The 21,647-nt window shown below is 50.8% G+C and carries 19 protein-coding genes and 1 pseudogene; 9 read left to right on the forward strand and 11 right to left on the reverse strand.

Annotated elements, in window-relative coordinates; genetic code table 11:
- Positions 1–96: 96 nt before the first annotated feature.
- The 4 genes and pseudogenes from FCL47_RS12795 to FCL47_RS12810 all read right to left on the reverse strand — a co-directional run bounded on the left by FCL47_RS12795 (position 97) and on the right by FCL47_RS12810 (position 4,051).
- The gene (locus FCL47_RS12795) at positions 97–2,349 is read right to left on the reverse strand and encodes a peptidase U32 family protein (protein WP_136813890.1); all 2,253 of its coding nucleotides are present in this window, start codon (positions 2,347–2,349) and stop codon (positions 97–99) included.
- A gap of 91 nt (positions 2,350–2,440) precedes the next feature.
- Positions 2,441–3,022, reverse strand: coding sequence for a formyltransferase family protein (locus tag FCL47_RS12800; protein ID WP_136813891.1), 582 nt, complete (start codon positions 3,020–3,022; stop codon positions 2,441–2,443).
- Positions 3,023–3,070: 48 nt separating this feature from the next.
- A pseudogene (locus FCL47_RS12805) lies at positions 3,071–3,646 on the reverse strand (IMP cyclohydrolase); the annotation flags it as partial.
- Positions 3,647–3,649: 3 nt separating this feature from the next.
- Positions 3,650–4,051 (reverse strand): RNA-binding S4 domain-containing protein, encoded by a 402-nt coding sequence (locus tag FCL47_RS12810; RefSeq protein ID WP_136813893.1) that lies wholly within the window; start codon positions 4,049–4,051, stop codon positions 3,650–3,652.
- 248 nt (positions 4,052–4,299) lie between these two features.
- Here FCL47_RS12810 and folE2 point away from each other — a divergent pair, with 248 nt between their 5' ends.
- Positions 4,300–5,058, forward strand: coding sequence for a GTP cyclohydrolase FolE2 (gene folE2 / locus FCL47_RS12815; RefSeq protein WP_255580685.1), 759 nt, complete (start codon positions 4,300–4,302; stop codon positions 5,056–5,058).
- Between the two features lie 28 nt (positions 5,059–5,086).
- Here the strand turns inward: folE2 and FCL47_RS12820 are convergent, their stop codons facing one another.
- From FCL47_RS12820 to gpmI, 4 genes are read right to left on the reverse strand one after another with little or no spacing between them, the layout of a single operon-like run.
- Positions 5,087–6,283: a PLP-dependent aminotransferase family protein gene (locus tag FCL47_RS12820; protein WP_136813895.1), complete on the reverse strand. Its 1,197-nt coding sequence runs from the start codon at positions 6,281–6,283 to the stop codon at positions 5,087–5,089.
- 53 nt (positions 6,284–6,336) lie between these two features.
- Positions 6,337–6,561 carry a hypothetical protein gene (locus FCL47_RS12825; RefSeq protein WP_136813896.1) on the reverse strand — a complete coding sequence of 75 codons (225 nt, stop codon included), beginning with the start codon at positions 6,559–6,561 and terminating at the stop codon, positions 6,337–6,339.
- 3 nt (positions 6,562–6,564) lie between these two features.
- Complete coding sequence (locus FCL47_RS12830; protein WP_136813897.1) at positions 6,565–7,125, reverse strand: DUF615 domain-containing protein; 561 nt, start codon at positions 7,123–7,125, stop codon at positions 6,565–6,567.
- 22 nt (positions 7,126–7,147) lie between these two features.
- On the reverse strand, positions 7,148–8,776 hold the full coding sequence (gene gpmI / locus FCL47_RS12835) for a 2,3-bisphosphoglycerate-independent phosphoglycerate mutase (RefSeq protein ID WP_136813898.1): 1,629 nt from the start codon (positions 8,774–8,776) through the stop codon (positions 7,148–7,150).
- Between the two features lie 145 nt (positions 8,777–8,921).
- On the opposite strand from gpmI, the gene FCL47_RS12840 reads away from it, so the two are divergent.
- The 6 genes from FCL47_RS12840 to FCL47_RS12865 all read left to right on the forward strand — a co-directional run bounded on the left by FCL47_RS12840 (position 8,922) and on the right by FCL47_RS12865 (position 15,749).
- The gene (locus FCL47_RS12840) at positions 8,922–9,527 is read left to right on the forward strand and encodes a hypothetical protein (protein WP_136813899.1); all 606 of its coding nucleotides are present in this window, start codon (positions 8,922–8,924) and stop codon (positions 9,525–9,527) included.
- The gene (gene glp, locus FCL47_RS12845) at positions 9,520–10,791 is read left to right on the forward strand and encodes a gephyrin-like molybdotransferase Glp (protein ID WP_136813900.1); all 1,272 of its coding nucleotides are present in this window, start codon (positions 9,520–9,522) and stop codon (positions 10,789–10,791) included. Before FCL47_RS12840 ends, glp begins: the two co-directional genes overlap by 8 nt.
- The gene (locus FCL47_RS12850) at positions 10,788–12,713 is read left to right on the forward strand and encodes a molybdopterin biosynthesis protein (RefSeq protein ID WP_136813901.1); all 1,926 of its coding nucleotides are present in this window, start codon (positions 10,788–10,790) and stop codon (positions 12,711–12,713) included. Before glp ends, FCL47_RS12850 begins: the two co-directional genes overlap by 4 nt.
- 27 nt (positions 12,714–12,740) lie before the next feature.
- Positions 12,741–14,468, forward strand: a complete 1,728-nt coding sequence (locus FCL47_RS12855) for an aldehyde ferredoxin oxidoreductase family protein (RefSeq protein WP_136813902.1) — start codon at positions 12,741–12,743, stop codon at positions 14,466–14,468.
- Positions 14,469–14,480: 12 nt separating this feature from the next.
- A complete protein-coding gene (locus FCL47_RS12860) occupies positions 14,481–14,705 on the forward strand; it encodes a MoaD/ThiS family protein (RefSeq protein ID WP_136813903.1) in 225 nt (74 codons plus the stop codon).
- Between the two features lie 357 nt (positions 14,706–15,062).
- The gene (locus FCL47_RS12865) at positions 15,063–15,749 is read left to right on the forward strand and encodes a PEP-CTERM sorting domain-containing protein (protein ID WP_136813904.1); all 687 of its coding nucleotides are present in this window, start codon (positions 15,063–15,065) and stop codon (positions 15,747–15,749) included.
- A gap of 15 nt (positions 15,750–15,764) precedes the next feature.
- Here the strand turns inward: FCL47_RS12865 and FCL47_RS12870 are convergent, their stop codons facing one another.
- The 3 genes from FCL47_RS12870 to FCL47_RS12880 all read right to left on the reverse strand — a co-directional run bounded on the left by FCL47_RS12870 (position 15,765) and on the right by FCL47_RS12880 (position 19,227).
- Complete coding sequence (locus FCL47_RS12870; protein ID WP_167496476.1) at positions 15,765–16,907, reverse strand: VanZ family protein; 1,143 nt, start codon at positions 16,905–16,907, stop codon at positions 15,765–15,767.
- 32 nt (positions 16,908–16,939) lie between these two features.
- Positions 16,940–17,512, reverse strand: a complete 573-nt coding sequence (locus FCL47_RS12875) for a DNA-3-methyladenine glycosylase I (RefSeq protein ID WP_136813906.1) — start codon at positions 17,510–17,512, stop codon at positions 16,940–16,942.
- 98 nt (positions 17,513–17,610) lie between these two features.
- Complete coding sequence (locus FCL47_RS12880) at positions 17,611–19,227, reverse strand: fumarate hydratase (RefSeq protein ID WP_304992077.1); 1,617 nt, start codon at positions 19,225–19,227, stop codon at positions 17,611–17,613.
- A 364-nt stretch (positions 19,228–19,591) separates the two neighbouring features.
- Here FCL47_RS12880 and FCL47_RS12885 point away from each other — a divergent pair, with 364 nt between their 5' ends.
- Both FCL47_RS12885 and FCL47_RS12890 read left to right on the forward strand, forming a co-directional pair.
- Positions 19,592–19,864, forward strand: coding sequence for an acylphosphatase (locus FCL47_RS12885; RefSeq protein WP_136813908.1), 273 nt, complete (start codon positions 19,592–19,594; stop codon positions 19,862–19,864).
- A gap of 175 nt (positions 19,865–20,039) precedes the next feature.
- Positions 20,040–21,647 carry an ABC transporter ATP-binding protein gene (locus FCL47_RS12890; RefSeq protein WP_136813909.1) on the forward strand — a complete coding sequence of 536 codons (1,608 nt, stop codon included), beginning with the start codon at positions 20,040–20,042 and terminating at the stop codon, positions 21,645–21,647.

The raw sequence follows: 21,647 nt of genomic DNA on the forward strand, positions 1-21,647 counted from the left end.
ACGTACTCTAGTACGCCGAACTGGTAGAGATTTTGCGCGCCTCGCATCTGAAGCTTTTTACTTATCCATCTAGATTTATGTATTTTTATAACACCATCATTCAAGCTTACCTAAATAATTAAAAGTCGACAGCTTGCCGTACCTACCGGTGTTATGCAACCGGTCGTCCAGGTCCTGCAGCTCCCTTTTCGAGCTGGTGCCACCGGAAATATCGACGACCGCATACTTTACCCCCATCTCTTTCAGTTCGTCGAGATAAGGCAGCAACGAAAATGGTTTATCCGGGAAAGTCTGCGTATAGCCTTCTTTCTTCCTGATAACATAGGGCTCATCCCTGGGGCTGAGAATCTGCTTGTCGTAGGGGAAATAATCCGGAGCAAGCCTGGATGTGTACAACGCAGGAGCACCATACACCATAAGGCCAACCGGTATGGATCTCCCGCCGGAGCTGGTACTGCCCCCTGCCCTGCAACCATTGAGCAATTCCTGCAGTGCCGCGCGATCCATCTCAATGCCTGCCTGAGCAGCACCTATTCCAAGCTCGCTGACCATCGCCAGCGCCTGGTTGTTAAACAGATTTGCCGTGTAATCGGCAAAGAGGTGGGCTTTTTCACCTTTAAACAATAATCTCTGACTGAGATGACCCAGCTGAAAACTGCGAAAGCCGGTCCGCAGAAGCAGCTGTATCTGTTTTTTTACCTTGGGCAAATCATTTTCCATTATCAACGGAGGAAGCGCCCAGGTCAGCATCCTGGCTTTTTTGCCAAGCGCCCCTTTCATCTTGCCCGCCTGGCTCACCGTCTGCTTATTGAAACTCAGCAGGTAACGATCCGGTACCAACGGTAAATCACCGAGGATAAGTTTGAGCGAATCGGTCTTGAGCCACCAGTCCATCGGTAATTTTTTTCTTACCGGCTGCGGACGGTGCGGCCTGTGGGACGCTCCCGCTTTTCTCTTTATGTCCGGCTGTTCCCCGTCAGGCAAATCACTGCCGGTATCGCAGACCAGGCTGACAATCCGATCGATTGTTGCCGCCAGTTGCTTTTTCTTAACAGCCAGTTCCCGACCAATCCTGGCAACTTGCGATGCTCCATCGTAAGAAGAAGCACCCTGCGCCCCGCCATCGACTTTATACACTTCGACATGTCCATTGGCAGCGGCCTGAAAACCGGCCGGCAGTTCAATTGAGACCTTGCTGCCGGCGACGGCATTCTCTTTTTTTTCACCAAGCACAAACATTGACTTGAGGCGAAAAGCCGTCCTTTCCCCCGATGGTTCGACATGCAGACGCAGTCTGTCGCCTACAGACAGACTGCCCTTGGTAACAAACCGGCAGGTAAGCTGATCGCCAACCATCCGAGTCACGGTGAAACGACCAAGATGATTGCCCATATTCCCCGAGTGATGGGGCGATGTCGCTTCGGCTGGCTGAGGAGAGAAAAAATAACCACTGGTCGTCTTGCGACTCATCGCCTGGTCGGCGAGAACCCTGGCTTGCTCCAGCGCCTCGTCCTGATGCGGTAAATCGGCATCGAGAACCATTCGATAGGCCGCGACAATGGAATGAACATAGTGCGCCGAGCGTAACCGGCCTTCGATTTTCAGCGAGGAAATACCGGCTTCCTTTAGAAAAGGAACGGCTTCCAGACCGGTTAGATCATTCATGGAAAAGAGATACCGTCCAGAATCGCCTTTTTTCCCGGCATCCTTCGCGCCTTTCCCACCGGTGATTCTGGCGCCGGAGCTATAGGCCCTGCGGCATGGCTGTACACAGCGGCCCCGCAGCCCGCTTTTCCCACCGAGATAGGACGAGAACAGACAGAGCCCGGAGTAGGAAAAACACATAGCCCCGTGGATGAAAATCTCCAGCTCAGTGGGGCCTCTTCCGGCTGCGATAGTACCAATCTCCTTCAGCGTCAGTTCCCTGGCCAGGACGACTCTTTCGCAACCAAGATCGGCCTGATAACGCACCCCATCCGAATTATGAACCGTCGTCAGAGTCGAACCATGCAGTCTCAACTCCGGGAAATAATGGCGCACCAGACGGATCAGGCCCAGGTCCTGAACAATGAGCGCATCGGGGTTCAATTCCGCCAACAGGGCAAGGTTTTCGATTACGAGCGGCAGTTCTCTTTCAAGAATCAGGCTGTTGGCCGCAATATAGAGTTTTTTATCAAGACTATGGCAATGATCGATCATCGCCCCTATCTCTTCAAGGCGCACATCTCTCGCCAGATTACGGGCGTTGAAGCCCGGAGCCCCGACATAGACGGCATCGGCACCGCCATCCAGGGCAGCACCAAAGGTTTCGGCGTTTCCTACGGGGGCGAGCAGTTCCATGGCAGCCATCAGATATCGAGGTCCTCATGTTCTCCGGGTCCAGAGCTTTGCCCGGCCGGATCGGTTTTTGGGTTTGCTGTCAGCAATCGTTTTTTGTCTTTCACATCCCTACCCGTTTCCAGAAGAATTCTATGCCCCGTTGATCAACCCGGTTAATGGCCTCCGGAAATGCTTCGCATTCGACGGCAAATACCTTATCGGCAATGGTGTCGGCATCATCCTCATAGTTGAGTTCGACGCATTTTTGCAGGATAATCGGCCCCTCATCAAAATTTTCATTGGCAAAATGCACCGTACAGCCGCTGACCGTGCAGCCGCGTGCCTTGATCGCCTCATGGACGTGGTGGCCATAAAAACCAGCCCCGCAAAAACTCGGAATGAGGGAGGGATGGATATTAACGACCGCCCGGGCAAGCTCCGGCGGCGGGACGTACAGCTTCAGATAACCGGCGAGACAGACGATATCGATATCATAGTCTTGCAGCAATTTATTGATTGTACGGTTATCGGGACCATATAATGCGGGATAGCCGTATTTCGCAGCTTTTTTAAGGCCAAGCACATCTGCAACATTGGAGATAACCACCTCAATTTTGCCGGCAAGGCTCCCGTTTTCAATGCGCTCATGAAAATTATCGAGGGTGCGTCCGCTGCCGGAAAGTAACACCGCCATCTTAAGCATTGTCTATTCTCCGGTGAAATAACTGTTTGTCTCTATATCGACTTTTTCCAGCCACTCGGAAATGGCCGTATCGTAGACAGAGGTGAGGGCAAAAACCTTGCGCATCAGTTTAAACCGTGTTTTGAGCGTCGTATTGCCGGATGCTTTAATTTCTTTGATAACCTGAGGATAATCAGCAGGATCGACAATGACCGTCACATCGTGAAAATTCTTCGCCGCTGCCCGTAACATGGTGGGGCCGCCGATATCGATATTTTCAATGGCATCGGCCAGACTGCAGTTGGGATCGGCGACGGTTTTGGCAAAGGCGTAGAGGTTTACGGCAATAAGATCGATATTTTTCAAGCCATGCGCGGCACATTGCTGCTGGTGATCGCTGTTTGCCCGCTGATTTAAAATACCGCCGTGCACTTTGGGATGCAGGGTTTTTACCCGGCCATCGAGCATCTCCGGAAATCCGGTGAACTCCGACACATCCATGACCGCAAGGCCTGCGTCGCGCAATTTTTTAGCGGTGCCACCGGTGGACAGCAGCTCAATTCCCAACTGCGCCAATTCCGTGGCAAAACCTTCAATTCCGGCTTTATCGGTCAAGCTTATCAATGCTCTTTCAATTTTGTGCATAACCTACTCCTGTTCATCTTTTCTGGTAAACAATTTAATTTTTCGTCGATCGCGCTTGCTCGGTTTTTTCGCAGGTCCTGCATAGCCGGCATTAGCCATCCTGCGAAGCTCCTGCTGCTCCTGGCGGGCCTTGATGCTCTCTTCCGATTCAGTATAGAGGAGGCGGGCTTCCTGTGCAGGGCGCCGGAATTTAGCCAGAGCCACCACCGTAATATTAAACTCCATACTGCCAATGGTGATACGCAGCTGGTCACCGACCAGAACATTGCGGGCCGCTTTAGCCCGACCACCGTTGACATGGACTTTACCGCCATTTATCGCCTGGCTGGCCATCGAGCGGGTCTTAAAGAAACGGGCAGCCCATAACCACTTATCCAGTCTGATGGCTTCGTTAGGAGTTTCCATGTTCATGATATACCTGAAGAGAGCGATAAGCGAGGACGGAACGGCTGAGAAAACATACAGACTACACCGATTTTGCCAGAAACGCATGAAAAATTAGAATCACTGCATATCGGCAATAAAAAGAACATTGTCGAAGAGAGTCAAAAAGGGTAAGTAACAGTCGTCTTCGTACACGCACTGATTGGCGTTGAATAAAGACATGCACAGTATTTCTAAATCTATGACACTATGTACTTTCTAATAAATTCATCGCATCAAGATCGAGCAAGCCTATGCATATCCAGACAGTTGGCCTGAAAGGTCTCAAAACTCCTGTTCGCGTTAAGGAAAAAACGGGAAAGCTGCAAAATACTATCGCCACAATTTCCATGCGGGCAAGGCTTTCCGAAAGCAACAGGGATAACTGTGTCGAAACATTTACCTCTGTCTTGAGCGAATATCTGGGAGAACTCTCCGTAACCAGTTTCTCATCCATTTTGACCAGACTGAAGAAGGACCTGCAGGCCAAGTCCGTTCGGCTGGAAATGACCTTTCCCTATTTCATCGATAAAAAAGCACCGGTCAGCGATACCCACAGCCTCATGGAATATGCCTGCAGTTTTTCCGGCGGCATCGGCGACGATGAAGGATTCATTCTTTCCGTCACCGTGCCGGTAACCACGCTCTGCCCCTGTTCAAAAGAGATCAGTGCCGGCGGCGCCCACAACCAGAGGGCTGAGGTCACCCTCAATGTCAAGTTCAACAACTTCATCTGGGCAGAAGATTTAATCGCAATGGTCGAGCAGTCGGCTTCCTGTGAATTGTATGCCCTGCTTAAACGGCCGGATGAAAAATATGTTACCGAGAAAGCCTTCAACAACCCTATGTTCGTCGAGGACGTTGTCAGAAAGGTCGCCTTGCTTGCTCAGGCGGACCCGAACATTACCTGGTTCTCCGCCGGAGTGGAAAGCTTTGAGTCAATCCACAAACACAGCGCCTATGCCTACGTGGACAGCGACGAAATTTAACCGGCAAGACAGTCAAGCTGAATACCTCTCAGCCCCGACACGAACAGGCGCCATACACTTCCAGCGCGCGCGCCATCCTCTTAATCCCAACTTCGATAGTTTCCGGGTCAACACACGAAAAGTTGAGCCTGAAGGCCGAGGTCTTTGACCGGTTGGTATAAAAGGGGTCACCAGGGACAAAGACTACTTTTTCCCGAACCGCCTCCTGAAAAAGCTGCATGGAGTCCATCTCTTTTGGCAATCTCCCCCATAAAAACATCCCGCCCTCGGGCTTCGTAAAGCTGATGGTCGCAGGAAAATGTCGGGAGAGCCCTTCCTGCATGGCCCGACACTGAGTTCCATAGGCTTGGGTTATTTTTTTGATATGCTCGTCAAGATCATTTTCCAGCAGGAATTCGTACAATATCTTCTGCGTAAAACTGGACGTATGCAGATCGGCTGCCTGCTTGGCGATAATGAGTTTTTCACAAATCCAGGCGGGGGCGGCTATCCAACCGAGACGAAGACCAGGGGCGACAACTTTGGAAAAAGAGCCGAGCAGGACAGTCTGCTCCGGCAGGTATTGCGCAAAAGATCTGGCTCCCGCTCCGGAGAACCGCAATTCCCCGTAAGGATCATCTTCGACCACGATAAATTTATTCCGTTTGGCAAGAGCGGCGACTTTTTCCCGGTTATCATCACTATAGGTTATCCCGGACGGGTTCTGGAAGGTCGGTACGGTATAGAGCATTTTCGCCCCACAGCCATCGCTGAGCCTGCCGAGACTCTCAACATCCATGCCATCGTCGCCCACCGGCACAGGCACAAACTGCACTCTGAAAAGCGACAGCGACTGGATGGTGCCGAGATAACCGGGTTCCTCGATAAGCACCCTGTCGCCGTCGTTCAACAGCACTTTCCCGAGCAGGTCGATCCCCTGTTGCGAACCATTGGTGATAAAGATATTTTCCGGCGGAATCGACAAGCCTTTCTTCGCCAGATATCTGGCGCTGATCTGTTCCCGCAGCTTGATATCGCCTTCAGTGTTACTGTACTGCAATATACCAGCTCCATACGTGGCAAAAACTCTCTCCGTGGCACGCTGGATCTCCGCAACCGGAAAGAAGGCCGGGTTGGGCAGACCGCCGGCAAAGGAGACGACGGATGGATCCAGGGACACTTTAAGGATTTCCCGAATAAACGACCGAGGCACACCCTGCATTCGCTTGGCAAAAATATTTTCCATTGCAATGTTGTCCTTATTGCTGCACTTTTTTCGCAAAGTACGAGGCTTGATTGCTATTTTTTTGAACTGCCGAATCCGCTGAACCGCTGGCGGAAGGTGCCGGACTCTTTTTCCCCGTCAAGCATCCGGCGCAGCATCTGTACCTCCTGCATGGCGTGACGCAACTCCTGAGTCAAGGAATCCTTGTTATCCGGCACGGCACTGTCCAATTTTTTTTGCAGCGCCGCGACGTTTTGCTGGGCATTATAGAGCTCTCGAGCCAGAGACCGGATTGACATGGCCTACTCCAGGTTTGCCGTATCGATTTTTCGCAATATTTCCTGCTTGTCCACCGCCGCTTTAACGATACGGAAAACCTCACGGTTGTGGTTGTGCAGCCTGGTTTTGACATACTGAAAAACTGTCCTGCGCAGATCCCCTTCATCCACCGGAAACCGTCGTGCAAAAGAATCGATTTCTTCTCCCTGCCAGTCGGGTTCAAAAATAAGTCCTTCCTGGAGACATTCCTGCTGCACACTAATGGCCTCATTAATGAGCACATCCCGCAGACGCTCAACTTCTCGATGCAACTTGGTTTCTTTTACCTTTGAGCCCTTTCTTTCCGTCAGAAAGTCGAAAATTTCATCAACCGAATCTTCTCGCATCAGCTTGGCCAGATATTTAATCTGTCTCTTCAAGGCCCCGCCTTTTTGACCTCTGCAGCGTATTATTTCATCCTTTACAACCTGGCTGATGGCAAGCTTTTTCAGGTCCTTATCGGAGAGCAAGGCCAGTTCTGCGGCAGCATTTTCCTCGTCTTTAAAACGTCTTTTTTGCGCTGATTTACTGATTCGTTCTGTCATTTCTACCTGTACTGATGGATTGTTAGCTGGTTATTGTAACCAGAGAAGCATCGTATTCATCGGGCGGCACCAGCCCTAAAAGTGTGCAGATGGTCGCCGCAACGTTCGACAGCCCGGGTTTTTCTACCCCGCTCAGTGCAAAACGGTTAACCCCGCTGTAATCTTTTATGATACAGGGCACCGGGTTTAAGGTATGGGCAACCATGGGGGTTTTCCTGCCGTTTTTTTCCGTCCACATGCAGTCGGCATTGCCATGATCGGCTGTAACAACGACTATGCCGCCGGCTTTTTTTACCGCCCGTAGAATCCGGTTCAGACAAAGATCGACCGTTTCCACCGCAATCCGGATAGCCGGCACCATGCCGGTATGTCCGACCATATCACCATTGGGATAATTGAGACGGATGAATTTATAGTTGCCGCTTGCAATTGCCGCAACAACTTTATCGGTAATTTCTCCCGCCTTCATCCAGGGTTTGAGGTCAAAAGCAATCTTGTCGGAAGGAATTTCTTCATATTTTTCCATAGACTCGTCGATATAGCCCGACCTGTTACCGTTCCAGAAATAGGTAACGTGGCCGAACTTCTGGGTCTCGGAGATGGAATACGAAGTGATTTTCGAGCAACAGAGATACTCGCCCAGAACGTGATCGATAGCCGGGGGCGAAACCAGATAATTCTTCGGAATCAGCGCATCTCCGTCGTACTGCATCATGCCGGCATAAAACACCTGTGGCACCCGAACCCTGTCAAACTCCTTAAAATCGGGTTCTTCGAACGCCCTGGAAATTTCAATCGCCCTGTCTCCACGAAAGTTGAAAAAGACCACGCCATCGCCATCTTCGATGGTACCGACCGGACCTGCAGCGTCGGTTACGACAAAACTGGGCATATACTGATCGGTCATCTCCGGATCTTCATCATAATAGCTTTGGACCGCTTCAGAGGCACTGGGAAAAGTGCGACCGACCCCTAAAACATGGGCCTTCCAGCCGTTTTGAACCACCTGCCAGTCAGCATTGTATCGGTCCATCGTCGTCACCATCCGACCACCCCCGGAAGCGATACGAAAATCCCGGCCTTCTCCGGACAGGGCCGCCAGTTTTTCTTCGAGTGGCTGCAGGTACTTCAGGGCGCTCTTCTGGCCGACATCACGACCATCGAGCAGGACGTGGACCCTTACATTATGCATACCCTCAGCGGCACATTGATCGAGCAAGACAAAAAGCTGATCGATATGGCTATGCACGTTACCATCGGACAGAAGTCCAATGAAGTGAATTGTTTTTCCGCCACACCCTATTTTTTTTAATTTCTGCCAGGCCTCGCCCTGGAAGACAGTTCCTGACTTCAAGGCCTGATTGACCAGTTTTGCTCCCTGGGCGAACACCCTGCCTGCTCCGAGGGCATTATGCCCTACCTCCGAATTGCCCATGTCCTCGTCTGTCGGCAGGCCGACCGCCGTGCCGTGTGCTTTCAACTGCAGCTGTAGCGGCTCGGTGAGGAGTTCATCCAGCACGGGAGTATTGGCTACGAACACGCCATCCCGTTCATCTTTTGAACCTATGCCGACTCCATCCATTATAACGGTGACTACCGGGCCGTCGAAAGGCTTGTATCCGACCAGAGGAGATAATGGTTGTATGGTCATTTGGGATCCTTTAAAGTAATTATAAGTTTCAAGGACTTGAAAATCTGGTATACTCAGCCCATTCAGTAAAGATAATTTTCATCTGTTACCACGAGGTAATAGAGGCAACGACACTTGAAAAACACATATACTGTAACCTTATTACATGGAAGATCAACTCTCTTACCCCAGCCTTCAGCTGACGGTTGCCGCCGAAGCATTGCCTTTATTTACCACTGTTTTACAGTCGGGCATAGAAATAAAGACGGCTCATGGCCAGACGCTTGCTAAATTTCTAAATAAATTTCCAGGTTTTACCGCTGAATACCTCGCCGATGTTGTCCAAACCATTTTTCTCAACGGGACCGCTGTAGACGATCTATCACTGCCCCTCACCGGCGACCATCCGGTATTGGCCCTTTCGGCCGCAATGCCGGGGTTGGCCGGGGCAATTTTTCGCAAAAACAGTTTTCATTCGGCATTGCGTACCGAGACGAAGTCCTTAAAGTCATCTGATGAAGGACATAACTCTGTTCTCGTTACGCTGAAATTATTCAACAGCATCGCCAGAGATCGCGGCCAGGAATTACTGCAGGCAGGGGTCTGTCAGAAAACCGACCTCTTCTTGAGCTTTTTAATGAGAAGGCCGAACCTGCTGCAATCGATTATGGCCATACAGTTAGCTGATAAAAAAATAGACTCAAAGGAACTCCTTCAAGTTCTCCCGGAATTATCCAGAGTCAATCTCAAAATTGTCGCTGAAAATGGTTGAAAAAAAATCTACCAGGGACATGCTCGGGCGCAGTGGTTTAATCTCTGTGGCTGAGGCAATGCGCATTCTCCGCAGTCATCTGCAAGGCATAACTACAAGTTCTACAGTCATCCCCCTGCCTGCAGCTTTTGACCGGGTGCTGGCCCAGGCCGTTATCTCCCCGGAAGATCTCCCCGGACAGGCGCGGTCGACCATGGATGGCTTTGCCGTACGGGCAACGGATACATTTGGGGCAAGTGAATCAATGCCATGCTACCTCAATATTACCGGAGAGGTGTTGATGGGGACCGCACCTGCAGGCCAGGTCAAAAAAGGTTGCTGCTATAAAATCCCCACCGGCGGTTTGCTTCCCGAAGGTGCCGACAGCGTGGTAATGCTCGAGCATACGGTTCCCGTGGACAACTCCCTGATCGAGATTATCAAGGGTGTCGGCTCCGGCACCAACCTCATCCAGAAAGGCGAAGATATCGCTCAGGATGCACAGGCCCTGGCAAAAGGCCATCTTCTTCGTCCTCAGGATATCGGTCTGCTGGCAGGGCTCGGTATTACCGAGGTGCAGGTGAGAGAGAAAGTCAGGGTCGGCATCCTCTCTACCGGCGACGAGATCATTGCCCACACCAAAAAACCGCAACCAGGCCAGATCCGTAACATCAATTCCCTTGCTCTCGCCGGAATGGTGCAGCGTTGCGGTGGCGTTTCCGTCGATTATGGTATCGTCTCGGACCAGAAAGATATTTTCATGGCGGCAATCACCAGAGCCGTCGCCGAAAATGATATAGTCCTCTTTTCCGGAGGCAGCTCTGTTGGCGTAAAAGACCTTGGGGAACAAGTGATCGCCGCGCTCGGTCCGCCGGGCATTCTCGTCCATGGGGTTACATTAAAACCTGGAAAACCGGTATTGATCGGCATGGGTGGCACGACGCCGATTTTCGGTCTCCCGGGTCATCCCGTCTCCGCCATGGTCTGCTTTGATTTTTTTGTGGGCCCGGCGATCAGGCAACTGTCCGGCCAGGCCAGCGAGACGGAATTGCCCTCCCCGTGCGTCCTAGCCGCTTTGGCGCGAAATATCAATTCCGCTCCAGGCAGACGCGATGTGGTGCGGGTAAAATTACACCAGGAAGGTACAACCTGGATTGCCGATCCTGTGCTTGGTAAATCAGGTTCGATATCAACCCTTTCCCGCTCCGATGGCTACTTTTTAATTGACGAAGACAGCCAGGGACTAACCGAACATTCTGTTGTAAAGGTATATCTCTTCCAATGAACCAACGTAATATTTATCTTACCAACAAACCACTCTCCGAAGCGAAAGAAGCGTGGCAGGCCGCGCTGCAGCGACATGGCTTTTATGACAGAGATCCTCTGGAAACAATTGAGGTCGATGACAGCCTCGGGAGAATTACCGCCGAGCCTGTTTTCGCCCTGAGATCCTCACCATCGTACAATGCCGCAGCCATGGACGGCATAGCCGTACATTTCGGTGACTTGACTGGCGCCAGCGAGGCAAAACCGGTTCGTCTTCACAACAGCCGGTTTATCCCCGTCAATACCGGCAATGCCATTCCCGAAGGTTTTAATGCCGTGGTAATGATCGAAGATGTCCATTACCTCAGCGACACCGAAGTGGAACTGCATATGCCAGCTACCCCCTGGCAGCATGTACGAACCATTGGCGAAGACATTGTCGCAACCGAGCTCATCCTTCCTGAAGGACACCGGATCAGAGCCATCGACCAGGGCGCCATGCTGGCAACCGGCGTCACTGAAATTACCGTCCAGCGCCCGCCCAGAGCCCATGTCATCCCCACCGGCAGCGAGCTGATCCAGCCCAGCCAGAAGCCAAAGGCCGGACAGATCATCGAGTTCAATTCACGCATACTGGCCGGATACCTCAATGAATGGGGGGCTGATGCCAGTCGCGGATTGCCGGTTATCGACAACCCCGACCTCTTGAAAAAGGCCATCCTTGCCGCGGCAGCTGAAAATGATTTTGTAATTCTCAACGCCGGAGCCTCCGCCGGCACCCGGGATTACAGTGCTGCGGTGCTTGCCGAAATCGGCGAGATCATAATCCATGGTGTTGCCATCAAACCTGGAAAACCGGTTATCCTGGCCATGATCGGCGACACTCCGGTCGTTGGCCTGCCGGGTTATCCCGTTTCGGCTCTGCTGACCATGCGGATCTTTGTCCGGGAAATGATCTCCATTTTTCTGGGTCAGGGACCTCCTCAATCGGACTATGTAGAAGCCACCCTGTCCAGACCATTACACTCGGCAATGGGCGTTGATCAATTCGTCAGGATCACCCTGGGTCGGGTCGGAGACAACCTGATGGCCACGCCTTCCGGGAAAGGCGCCGGAGCTGTAATGTCGCTTGTGCGTGCCGACGGCCTGCTCAATGTACCTTCCGGCTGCGAAGGAATCGGGGCCGGTGAAAAGGTGCAGATAGAATTGCTGCGGCCACAGACCGAAGTAGACAGCACCCTCGTCTGTATCGGCAGCCATGACAATATTCTTGACCTGCTGGCCAATCAGCTGCATAAGCAACGGCCCATCGTCCGCATTTCCTCGGCGCATGTGGGTTCGATGGGCGGCATCATGGCGATAAAACGCGGCGAGGCCCATATTGCCGGAAGCCACCTGCTCGACGAAGATACCGGAGAGTATAACGTCAGCTTTATCCAACGGTTTTTAAAGGACATTCCTCTGCAATTAATCAATCTCTGCTACCGCGAACAGGGTCTGATTGTCGCCAAAGGAAACCCGAAAAACATCCAGGGTTTTAGAGATATCGCTGCAGGACGACATATCTTCATCAACCGGCAGAACGGGGCCGGAACAAGGCTTTTGACCGACAAAATGTTACGTGACGAGGGGATAGACACCTCGGAGATTATCGGCTATGACCATGAAGAATATACCCACATGAGCGTTGCTGCGTCAGTTGCCAATAGCAGCGTTGATGCGGGACTCGGTATACGGGCCGCAGCGAATGCCCTTGAACTCGATTTCGTGCCCATCGCCGAAGAGCGCTATGACCTCATCGTCCCTGCACAGCATCTTCTTGATAACAAGGTTGCCACCGTCATTGAATTGATCAGGTCCAACACATCGTTCCATGCGGCGATTCTCGCGCTTGGCGGGTATAACCTGCGCGATTGCGGTAAAATCATGTATGAGCAGTAAAAAGATAAACTACACAAGGAGCTTAGAATGACTGATAAAATTTTTCGTGTCAACATGACGGACCTCACAACCTCCGTAGAAGCTGTGCCTGCAGACTGGGCTGGCCATGGAGGTCGCGGTCTCACCTCGACAATTGTCGCCGCTGAGGTAGAACCCACCTGCCATCCGCTGGGCGCTAAAAACAAACTTGTTATCGCACCCGGCCTGCTCTCCGGCACCCCCGCTGCCAACTCCGGCCGTCTTTCCATCGGTGCTAAAAGCCCGCTTACCGGGACCATCAAAGAATCCAATGCCGGCGGCACGGCGGCCGCTCTTCTTGCCCGGGCCGGATGCAAGGCGCTTATTATCGAAGGACTGCCAAAAGATGACAAATGGTACAGCCTGTCCCTGACCCCGGAGGGCGTCACCATAAGCGAAGAGTCGGAACTGATCGGCAAGGGCAATTTTGCGGTTGTGGAAACTCTGTCGAAACGACTCGAAGGCAAACCAGGCATAGTGACCATCGGTCAGGCAGGAGAGATGAAACTGACGGGTGCTAATATCTCGATCAAGGACCCGGATGGAGGCATACGCTCCAATGGTCGTGGCGGACTCGGCGCAGTAATGGGATCGAAAAAAATCAAGTTTATTACGATTGATCCCAAAGACGGCAAAGTGGCCATTGCCGAACCGGATAAATTCAAAGAGGCGAACAGAACTTTTGCTAAAGCTCTGGTCGATCATCCAATCAGCCAGGGACTTGCGCAGTATGGCACCAACGTCCTGGTGAATATAATCAATGAATCAGGCGGACTTCCGACCAGGAACTTCACTCAGGGTCAATTTGCCGCGCATGATTCCATTTCCGGCGAAACCATGCACGACCTCATTGAGCAGCGCGGCGGCAAGGTAAAACATAACTGCCACCCTGGCTGTGTCATCCAATGCTCCCAGGTCTACAACGACGCGAAGGGCAATAAATTGACCTCAGGTTTTGAATATGAGTCAATCTGGGCCATGGGAGCCGACTGCTGCGTGGAGGATCTCGATCGTATCGCCGAAGCAGACCGCATCATGGATGACATCGGGATCGATAGCATTGAAACATCAGTGGCCATGGGTGTGGCCATGGAAGCAGGCGTTCTTCCTTTCGGTGATGGTGCCGGCGTCTGCAGAATATTGACGGAAGAAGTAGCCAAAGGAACCGGCCTAGGTAGAATCATCGGCAATGGCGCCGGTTCGGTTGGCCGTGCCTATGGCATTACCCGCGTCCCGGTCGTAAAGAATCAGGCAATTCCAGCCTATGACCCACGATCGATAAAAGGTATGGGCATCACATATGCCACCTCAACACAAGGGGCGGATCACACCATGGGCTACACCATCGCCACCAATATTCTTAATGTTGGCGGTCAAGTTGATCCACTGAGCAAAGACGGACAGGTCGAATTGTCGCGAAATCTGCAGATAGCCACGGCCGCAATCGATTCCACCGGCATGTGCCTGTTTATTGCCTTTGCCGCCCTTGATAACGAGAAATGCCTGCCGGCATTGATTGATCTTATCAATGCCCGTTTCGGTATTGCATTGACTGGAGACGATGTTGTCAATCTCGGTAAATATATCCTGAAAACAGAACGAGCCTTCAACATGGCCGCAGGTTTCACCTCGGTAGATGATAGGTTACCGGAATTCTTTTACCATGAAAAATTACCACCTCATAATGTTGTCTTCGACTTTACCGGAGCGGAGATTGATACCTTCTGGGATTTCTAAAGAAGTCCGGCAATGAGGATAACAGTCAAACTCTTCGCCTACTTCCGTGACAACCGTTTCAAGGTTGAAGAATGGGAGATAGGCGAAGGCACAACAGTCGGCGACATTGTCGATTCGTTGCACATCGACCGGGAAGAAGTAGGGGTGCTGATGATAAATTCTCGACATACGGAGTTTGGAGTCCACCCTGTCGATCATGATGTTCTGGCAATCTTTCCCGTTATTGGCGGCGGATAACCTGAATCACGTGCTGATTTTCTTTGCCAGCAGGATCGAAAGAGTAAAATAATTTCGACCCTGCTGGCTGTTCTCTGGCGTTGTCAGGCCTTCGCATATTTTTTCTATATACACCCTTCGCATTCTCATCGCCGGGCACAAGGAATAGTCCGCCAAAGCGGAATATGTCTCCTGTAATCCGAACAATCCCCCCTGTATATTAATTTTGTAGATTGGAATTATAATTTTTGTTTGGATTTGCTGCTTTTTTCCTGTTGTCAAACAGGAATCACACAACGGTATAGTTTTTGCATTCTATTATGTAACGACTCAATCCTTGCAGCTCAAAGTGAAATTTCTTTGTGGAGGGAATTTCTCATGAACACAACATTACGGATCGTTATGTTTGCTCTCGCAGGATTAGGGATTTCTGCAGGAAACGCATCAGGACTCTCCATGGCAGCTCCTAACTACGCAAAGGACGTTGATGCTCATGGCGGAGCTGGCAAAGCTCCGGCAAGCCGATATGCCAAAGCTATACAGGGGTATGCTCCACAAACGACGGCAGTAGATCAAATCGATAAAAAAAACACCGAGACGATGGCACAAGAGGATCCTGCAGACCAATCCCCTGACTTGCAGATAAATGAGATCGCCACATACCCGGAAAACTATGACCATGGTGAACGGGCAGGCGGGAAGAATCTTCATACGGTTGACGGTGCTGGAGAACAACTAGATTTGACTGCACTGGGCTCAAACATATATTTTTATTTGATTGATCCAGCCGAGGCGGGATCAATCACCACCATATATGCAAACGATCTCAGCAATACTCTCTTTTCCAATCTTCCTAACGGATCAAAATGGTTTATCGGAATTTCAATGGATGGCAATGAAGGAAATTTTCCCCCCCTTGTCTGGACCACAACTAAGGAGGAGGATGGCTGGCGAGCCGGCCTCGTCTCGACGGTATTTCCCATTCCTGAACCAGCTACCCTGATACTCCTTGCTACTGGTATTGCAGGCCTTGCCGGTATCAGCTCGAGAAAGAGAAAGGTATAGGCAACAAAGTAGATGTTAAACTGGTTTTTCCTGTGCTTTATCCCCCCTGACCCGCAGTACAATTTCTAAAAAAAATACCCCTGCCCACGCGCCAAGTGTATTCAGCACAAGGTCCGACAAGCTCGAAAATCTGTTCGGGAGCCATGCCTGAGCGATTTCGATGCTCAGACTGAGAAAAAAGCAAAACGCCACGCAGACCGGAGCCGCATATTTTCCTGATAATGCGGGCAATTGTCGCAACCACAAGCATAGCAATGCCCCAAGCGGAACAAAACCACTAAAATTAACGATGGCATCGACCCAAAAAGATCGATTCAAAGTGAAGTTATGCCACGGCGGAGCAAGGAATGTTTTTTGTAACACCAGCTGCCGGGTCGGGATTTGCAGCGACTTGCTATTACCCGTCCAATCCGCCGCAAAACTGCCGGCACCTTCACGAAATGTATACAGAAACAGAGGCTCATCCATTGAATCGGCAAGCAACATCCGGTTGTGCAACCATTTTTCATAATCGTGCTGCACCCGTTCTCGTGTCACGCTTTTGCCATACAAAGCAAGACCGAATATTTCTCCCTCCCAGCTGTGTTGGCCATATACCGAATTACCAAGAAGAAGTTGTTGCTTTTTGCCGCCATGCGGAAGAGTTATCTGCCAGTTCTTCATTTCATTTGCCAAGGCACCGTTAATGAACAAACGGGTTCCAAAATGACTTGAGGTGACGGTGATAAAGCTCACCTCTCCCGTTCTGAGTACATTCATTGCCGAAATTCTCGGCCACTTTCTAGAATATGTATAGTCATCTCCATTCATTACAATGAGAGAATCCCCCCACTGCCAAAGCGTAAACTGGAGGCGATCATCTCCGTTGTGAATCGTTACTATTGGTCTGAAACCAAGTCGGTCGAGATTTTCCGGTGCCACAATGATTTGCAGAGACCATTCCTGTGCCTGCTGTTCTTCAGCAAAGATGCACAATTCATCGACATAGGCTATGCCGGGATCCCGGAAACTGAGAGCTTTTTCATCGGCCAACCAGTGAACATTATTGGCACTCAACCATTTTTTTGGTCTTAGACCAAAGAAAAGAACGATCACTATCACAGTGAAGACCAGGAGTGATAACAGATAATATCCTGTTCGTGGATTTTTTAAGTGCAAGAATGGCATACGGTCTCTGGCAATGCTCTTTGTTATACTAGCTGCTTTACCTGCTCATATCGAAAACAATGGATCATGTGATCGTTGACCATGCCGACGGACTGCATAAGCGCATAACAAATTGTCGGTCCCACAAAATTAAAACCGCGTCGTTTCAAATCTTTGCTCATCATATCGGAGGTCTTCGTACGGGCAGGCAGTTCAGCTATTGATTTCCAGGAATTTTGTTGTGGAATACCATCAACATAACGCCAGAGAAAAGTATCAAAAGAACCAAATTCCTCTTGTATGGCCAAAACCCCCCGGGCATTTTTCACGGCCGACTCGATTTTCAGACGATTCCGCACAATACCCGGATCAGTCAGCAGCCGTGCCAGATCGTCTTCAGAATAGCGGGCAACCGTTGCAGCATCGAAATTCGCGAATGCCTTTCGATAGTTCTCTCTTTTTTTCAGGATGGTCAACCAGCTCAAACCTGCCTGCGCCCCCTCCAGGATAAGCATTTCAAAGAGCTTTTGCTCATCATGAACGGGAACACCCCAATCCTCGTCGTGGTAGGCCATGTACAGCGGGTCGTCATTGCACCACTCGCATCTTTTGTGCATCAAAAATTCCCTCTTCATCGCAAGCTGCGAAAAAAAACAGGCAGTCTCGTCGTTGACGGTACTGCCTGCAATCTGTTTCTATGTATTTTATCAGGCCGTTACATCAAGCCACTGAAAAAATCGTTGCCTTTATCGTCAACCAGGATGAAGGCCGGGAAGTCAACAACTTCAATCTGCCACACCGCTTCCATGCCAAGTTCAGGATAGTCGATACATTCGACTTTTTTAATGTTTTCTTCGGCCAGAATGGCGGCAGGACCACCAATCGATCCCAGATAAAAGCCGCCATGTTTCTTACAGGCATCAGTGACCTGCTGCGATCGATTGCCTTTGGCAATCATAATCATCGATCCGCCGTGCGACTGGAGCAGATCGACATAACTATCCATGCGGCCTGCAGTCGTTGGACCAAAAGAACCGGATGGCTTGCCGGCTGGCGTTTTAGCCGGACCTGCATAATAGATCGGATGCTGCTTCAGATAGTTGGGGAGTGGTTTGCCGCTATCGAGGATTTCCTTGAATTTGGCATGGGCAATATCCCGGCCAACGACTATTGTCCCGGTAAGCAGCAGCGAAGTGCCAACGGGATGTCTGGTCAGTTCTTTCAGGACTTCCTGCATCGGCCGATTAAGATTAAGCCGCACGCCATGCTCGTGCTTGGCTCGGTATTTTTCCGGGATCAAACGACCGGGATTGGTATCCAGTTCCTCGAGCCAGAGGCCGTCTTTATTAATTTTGGCCTTCATGTTTCGATCAGCCGAGCAGGATACACCCATGCCGACAGGACAGGAAGCTCCGTGGCGGGGCAAACGCACGACGCGAATATCATGGGTGAAATATTTCCCTCCAAACTGCGCGCCAATACCCAGATTCTGGGCCGCCTTCTGCAGTTTTTCTTCCAGTTCGATATCGCGAAAGGCTCGCCCATGGTCATTGCCGGTTGTCGGCAGTTCGTCATAATATTTAGCTGAAGCAAGTTTAACGGTTTTCAGATTGGCTTCGGCGCTGGTGCCGCCAATGGCAAAGGCCAAATGATAGGGCGGACAGGCCGCCGTACCAAGGGTTTTCATCTTGGCGATTAAAAATGCTTCAAGGGTCTTGGGATTGAGCAGGGCTTTCGTTTCCTGGAAGAGATAGGTTTTATTGGCACTCCCCCCTCCTTTGGCAATAAACAAAAATTTATATTCAGCGCCGGAAACGGCATACAGGTCAATCTGGGCCGGCAGGTTGGTACCGGTATTTTTTTCCTGGTACATATCGAGGGCCACGGTCTGGGAATAGCGCAGGTTTTCTCCCGTATAGGTTTGAAAGACGCCCCTGGACAGGGCTTCGGAGTCATTGGTTCCGGTCCAGACATTCTCACCTTTTTTGCCCATGATAATCGCCGTCCCCGTATCCTGGCACAATGGCAGCTCAAACTGGCAGGCGACCTCGGCATTTTTTAAAAATGCCAGCGCCACCCCTTTTTCATTGGCGGAAGATTCAGGGTCGTCCAGAATTTTGGCAACTTGCTCATTGTGCGAGGATCGCAGCAGAAAGGAGACATTTTTCATGGCTTCCCTGGCAAGAACTGTCAACCCTTCGGGCGCAATTTTCAAAATTTCCCGATCGTTAGATTGATCGGTACTGACGAAGGTCTCGGAACCTTCAATCTTCCGGTATTTCGTTGTATCATTGCCGAGTGGAAAGAGCTCCTGATAGATAAAATCAACCATGTTCATAACTCCTTATGTCATCATTGGTAGGTAGAAAGATGTCTCCAGAAAATCGAGAGCAGTTTACTTTATCCTGTTCTAAAGGCCAAGGATTTCCCAAAAGTTGCTAATAATCCTTTTCTTTGCTATCTATTGAGCGTGCACAAGTCGTCTCTGACTCTGCCTCGCCCCCATCCAGTTGCAGGCAAAACTTTTTTCGTTAGTTATGAGGAGCATTCAGGCCCAGGATCTCAAACAAAACAAGTCTCGAATGAAGCGGCATGACGTCTTCGTAAAAAAACGGATAGAATTGCCAACAACGAGATCGGCCATATCTTACGAAGCAGAGAGGTATACAACAGACGATACGATCAGGAGCCAGGTTATGAAAACGATTCGTGTCATAGTGGAAGGACGGGTTCAAGGCGTCTGTTTCAGGGATAACACCTACAGACAGGCACGGCAGCTTAAGCTTACCGGCTGGGTTCGCAACCGGCGCGACGGCTCGGTTGAGGCCGTTTTAAAAGGTGCGGAAAACAACGTGACGACCATGCTCGAGTGGCTCAGACAGGGACCGCCGATGTCAAGAGTCGATGCCCTCAGCACCAGCGAAATCACCACGAATGAAGAATACACTACCTTTGAGGTGCGATATTAGTGACTTAGAAAAACTTTCTCTTCTTTTTGAGAAAGTTTTTCGTGAAGGAACTTACACCCCTCAAGGGGGTACTAAACAGAGTCCCGCAAAGCTTTTGGGCGGGATAAGTGAGTTAGTACATAACAGATTGGCTCCTTTTCCGACTGGATTCCCCCTTTAGCGATATGAAACTACCATGTTCCTTGAAATAGACCGTCTCAACCTCTGGTTCAACAGCTATGATGAACAGAACCAGCCTGTGCACGACCAGGTTCTCTTTGATGTCTCCCTGGATCTTGAAAAAGGCCAGACCGTGGCCCTGGTTGGGGAATCAGGATCCGGCAAGTCTATAACTGCGCTGTCCATCCTGCGCCTCCTGGAAGACAGCTGCAATATCACCCGACAGGGAGAAATTCGTTTTCAGGACCAAAATGTTTTCAACCTCTCTTCCGAAGAAATCCGTTCTCTCCGCGGCAACAAAATTGCCATGATCTTCCAGGAGCCGATGACCTCGCTCAACCCTGTGTATACCATCGGCAACCAGCTGATGGAGCCGCTCAGGCTTCACCGGAAAATGGGCATGAAAGAGGCGGAACAGGAAGCGATCCGACTCCTTGACCGGACTGGCATCGACGACCCGGCTGGACGACTGGGCTCCTATTCCTATCAGCTTTCCGGCGGGCAGCGCCAGCGGGTGATGATTGCCATGGCCCTTGCCTGCAGGCCGGAGTTATTGATAGCCGATGAACCGACCACTGCGCTTGATGTGACTATCCAGGCCCAGATACTCGATCTGATAAAAGATATCCAGTCTGAATACGGCATGGGTCTGCTGCTTATAACCCACGATCTCGAGATGGTTCGGAAACAGGCCGCCAGGATCTATATCATGCAGGAAGGCCGGATCGTCGAGAGTGGCACAACCGAAAAGATATTCACCGATCCTGACCATGCATACACCAAAGTTCTCATGTCGGCTCTCCCTCAAGCGATTAAGGAATCACGGCAAGCCGGTCCATTGCTCCTCAGAACGGAAAATCTCAACTGCCGGTTCGAGACATACAGCGGCTGGGTACATCCGTTCAAACGTAAGAAAAAAATTACCAAAGGTGTTGATAATGTGACGCTCGACATGTACCAGGGAACCACCTGCGGCATTGTCGGCGAATCCGGATCAGGAAAAACCACCCTCGGCCTGGCTCTCTTAAAACTGGTGCGCAGCAACGGCAAGATCCTCTTTAACGGAGAGAACATTCAACCTTGGACCAACAACCGACTTCGACCGCTGCGCAGCGATATGCAGATAATCTTTCAGGACCCTTTTTCGTCGCTTTCGCCTCGTTTTACCGTCCATGAAATCATCGAGGAAGGGTTAAGGATCCATACCCCAAATGCCACCAGAGCAGAACGCTATGAAAAGGTGCTGGATACCCTTCTTGAGGTGGGGCTGGAAGAGGAGATGGCCTTTCGCTTTCCCCATGAATTTTCCGGAGGCCAGCGTCAACGGATCTCCATTGCCCGGGCCATCGTCTTAAAACCGAAATTTCTTATTCTCGACGAGCCGACGTCCGCCCTGGATGTCACTATTCAAGGCCAGATAATCGAACTGCTCCTGGATTTACAAAAGAGATACCAGATGACCTATATGTTTATATCCCACGATCTGCGGGTGGTCCGGGCTATGGCCGATTATGTTGCAGTCATGCGGCATGGCCGCATAGTTGAGTCAGGTCCTGCCCAGGAGGTTTTCAATTCTCCTGAGCAGGAATACACCCGGCGGCTGTTCTCCGCAGCGCTCAGCTAG

It is taken from the genome of Desulfopila sp. IMCC35006 (assembly GCF_005116645.1).
In the GTDB taxonomy this organism is placed as follows: domain Bacteria; phylum Desulfobacterota; class Desulfobulbia; order Desulfobulbales; family Desulfocapsaceae; genus Desulforhopalus_A.